This is a genomic window from Pseudomonas edaphica, from assembly GCF_005863185.1.
In the GTDB taxonomy this organism is placed as follows: domain Bacteria; phylum Pseudomonadota; class Gammaproteobacteria; order Pseudomonadales; family Pseudomonadaceae; genus Aquipseudomonas; species Aquipseudomonas edaphica.
On record NZ_VBVZ01000719.1, the window covers coordinates 1 to 2,893 of the forward strand.

General features: G+C 61.4%; 4 protein-coding genes and 1 pseudogene. 4 read left to right on the forward strand and 1 reads right to left on the reverse strand.

From position 1 onward, the window contains the following. The 4 genes from FEM54_RS29480 to FEM54_RS29495 all read left to right on the forward strand — a co-directional run. The coding region (locus tag FEM54_RS29480; RefSeq protein WP_138453948.1) for an LLM class flavin-dependent oxidoreductase at positions 1 to 779 on the forward strand (779 nt) is incomplete at its 5' end. A 9-nt stretch (positions 780 to 788) separates the two neighbouring features. Continuing rightward, positions 789 to 1,577: an aliphatic sulfonate ABC transporter permease SsuC gene (ssuC, locus tag FEM54_RS29485; RefSeq protein WP_017139538.1), complete on the forward strand. Its 789-nt coding sequence runs from the start codon at positions 789 to 791 to the stop codon at positions 1,575 to 1,577. After that, complete coding sequence (gene ssuB / locus FEM54_RS29490; RefSeq protein WP_017139537.1) at positions 1,574 to 2,380, forward strand: aliphatic sulfonates ABC transporter ATP-binding protein; 807 nt, start codon at positions 1,574 to 1,576, stop codon at positions 2,378 to 2,380. The genes ssuC and ssuB overlap by 4 nt, the downstream gene beginning before the upstream one ends. Positions 2,381 to 2,399: 19 nt before the next feature. Next, positions 2,400 to 2,615, forward strand: a complete 216-nt coding sequence (locus FEM54_RS29495; protein WP_003213899.1) for a TOBE domain-containing protein — start codon at positions 2,400 to 2,402, stop codon at positions 2,613 to 2,615. A gap of 122 nt (positions 2,616 to 2,737) precedes the next feature. Here FEM54_RS29495 and FEM54_RS29500 read toward each other — a convergent pair. Then, a pseudogene (locus FEM54_RS29500) lies at positions 2,738 to 2,893 on the reverse strand (TetR/AcrR family transcriptional regulator); the annotation flags it as partial.

The window sequence follows — 2,893 nt, forward strand, 5'->3', positions numbered from 1 at the left end:
GCCATGAAGAGCGTTACCAGGCTTCGGTGGAGTTCACCCGCATCTGGCGCCGCGTGCTCGAAGGCGAAACCGTGGATTACGACGGCGAACACATCAGTGTCAAAGGCGCCAAATTGCTTTACCCGCCGATCCAGCAGCCACGTCCGCCGCTGTACTTCGGTGGCTCGTCTGAAGCCGCCCAGGACCTGGCAGCCGAACAGGTGGAAATGGTGTTGACCTGGGGCGAACCACCGGCCGCCGTCGCGGAAAAGATCGAGCAGGTGCGGGCCAAGGCAGCAAAACTTGGGCGCACCGTGCGCTTCGGTATTCGCCTGCATGTCATCGTGCGCGAAACCAACGATGACGCGTGGAAAGCCGCCGACAAACTGATTTCCCATCTGGATGACGAAACCATCGCCCGCGCCCAGGCGTCCCTGGCGCGTTTCGATTCCGTTGGTCAGCAGCGCATGGCCGCCTTGCACGGCGGTAACCGCGACAACCTCGAAGTCAGCCCCAACCTGTGGGCCGGTGTCGGCCTGGTGCGTGGCGGTGCGGGCACTGCACTGGTGGGTGATGGCCCAACCGTTGCGGCGCGGGTCAAGGAATACGCGGCGCTGGGCATCGACACTTTTATCTTCTCCGGTTACCCACACCTGGAAGAGTCGTATCGGGTTGCCGAGCTGTTGTTCCCGCACCTGGATATCGAGCGTCCCGAGCTGCCAAAAAGCGCCGGTTACGTCAGCCCGTTCGGCGAAATGGTCGCCAACGACATCCTTCCCAAAGCTGCGTCGCAGAGCTGAGGCGCCATTATGGATTTTGAAAAATTAAGTCATCGTGTTGCGCCCTGGGTGCTGCCAATTTTACTGCTGGCGGTGTGGCAGCTGTCGGTGTCGGCGGGCTGGTTGTCGACGCGCATTTTGCCGGCGCCCAGTGCGGTGATTGAAGCTGGGGTCAACCTGGTACGCAGCGGCGAAATCTGGACGCACCTGGCCATCAGCGGCTGGCGTGCGGGCCTGGGCTTCGTGATCGGTGGCAGCATCGGTTTGGCCCTGGGCTTTATCACTGGCCTGTCGAAGTGGGGCGAGCGCCTGCTGGACAGCTCGGTGCAGATGATCCGCAACGTGCCGCACCTGGCGCTGATTCCGCTGGTGATTTTGTGGTTCGGCATTGACGAGACCGCGAAGATTTTCCTGGTCGCCCTCGGCACGCTGTTCCCGATTTACCTGAATACCTACCACGGCATCCGCAACGTCGACCCGGCGCTGGTGGAGATGTCGCGCAGCTACGGTTTGTCCGGTTTCAGCCTGTTCTGGCAAGTGATCCTGCCGGGCGCGTTGCCTTCGATTCTGGTGGGCGTGCGCTTCGCCCTGGGCTTTATGTGGCTGACGCTGATCGTGGCGGAAACCATCTCGGCCAGTTCCGGCATCGGTTACCTGGCGATGAACGCCCGCGAATTCCTGCAAACCGACGTGGTGGTACTGGCGATTGTGCTCTACGCCATCCTCGGCAAACTCGCCGACCTCGCGGCGCGTGGCCTGGAACGTGTGTGGCTGCGCTGGCATCCGGCTTACCAAGTGAATAAAGGAGGTGCGGCATGACCGCTCAACAACCTCCGCGCCTGCTCAAGGGCATCCCGCTGGCGGTGCGCAAATTGCGCAAGGCCTTTGGTGCGCGGGAAGTACTCAAAGAGATTGATCTGCACATTCCGGCCGGTCAGTTCGTGGCCGTGGTCGGCCGCAGCGGCTGCGGCAAAAGTACCTTGCTGCGTCTGCTCGCAGGCCTCGATAAAGCCAGTGGCGGCGAGCTGTTGGCCGGCTCCGCGCCGTTGAGCGAGGCGATTGAAGACACGCGGTTGATGTTCCAGGAAGCGCGTTTGCTGCCGTGGAAAAAAATCATCGACAACGTGGGCCTGGGCCTTAAAGGCAACTGGCGTCCCAAGGCATTGGAAGCGTTGGAGGCAGTGGGTTTGGCCGAGCGCGCCAATGAGTGGCCGGCGGCCTTGTCCGGTGGCCAGAAGCAACGCGTGGCCCTGGCTCGCGCGTTGATTCACCAGCCGCGCCTGTTGCTGCTCGATGAGCCGTTGGGGGCGCTGGACGCCCTGACCCGCATCGAGATGCAGCAACTGATCGAAAATCTTTGGCAGAAGCACGGCTTCACCGTGTTGCTGGTCACCCATGATGTCAGCGAAGCCGTGGCGATTGCTGACCGCGTGATTCTGATTGAAGACGGCGAAATCGGCCTCGACCTGATCGTCGACCTGCCACGCCCGCGTGCCCGTGGCTCACATCGCCTGGCCGCGCTGGAAGCTGAAGTGCTTAACCGGGTGCTGTCGCTGCCAGGCTCACCGCCGGAACCTGAACCTGTTTCACCGCTGCCTACGCAATTGCGTTGGGCTCAATAACGCATAGAGGAAAACCATCATGACTATCAAAGCCATCAACGTACGTAACCAGTTCAAAGGCACCATCAAGGAAATCGTCGAAGGCGACGTGCTGTCGGAAATCGACGTGCAGACCGCGTCCGGCATCGTGACTTCGGTGATCACGACTCGCTCGGTCAAAGAGCTGGAACTGGTGATTGGCAGCGAAGTGATTGCCTTTGTGAAGTCCACCGAGGTGTCGATCGCCAAGTTGTGATCACTCCACTGATCGTTCCCACGCTCCGCGTGGTAATGCATCCCGTGACGCTCTGCGTCACCGCAATGCAGGCGGGACGCGGAGCGTCCCAGGCGGCATTCCCACGCAGAGCGTGGGAACGATCAGCGCTTGGGCAAATACGCCGGCAAATAAAGCCCCACATACGCATCAAACAACCGCATCCCTTCTTCGGCCATGCGCGGCGTAATCTGCCCATGCTGATGCACCGAGCGCGCGTACACGCGGTCGCTCAACTCCAGCGCCAGCGCGAACACGTC

What these genes read in the sequence shown, in the direction of transcription:
- ssuC (WP_017139538.1), top strand. Translation starts at nt 789, where the DNA reads ATGGATTTTGAAAAATTAAGTCATCGTGTTGCGCCCTGGGTGCTGCCA.
- ssuB (WP_017139537.1), top strand. Translation starts at nt 1,574, where the DNA reads ATGACCGCTCAACAACCTCCGCGCCTGCTCAAGGGCATCCCGCTGGCG.
- FEM54_RS29495 (WP_003213899.1), top strand. Translation starts at nt 2,400, where the DNA reads ATGACTATCAAAGCCATCAACGTACGTAACCAGTTCAAAGGCACCATC.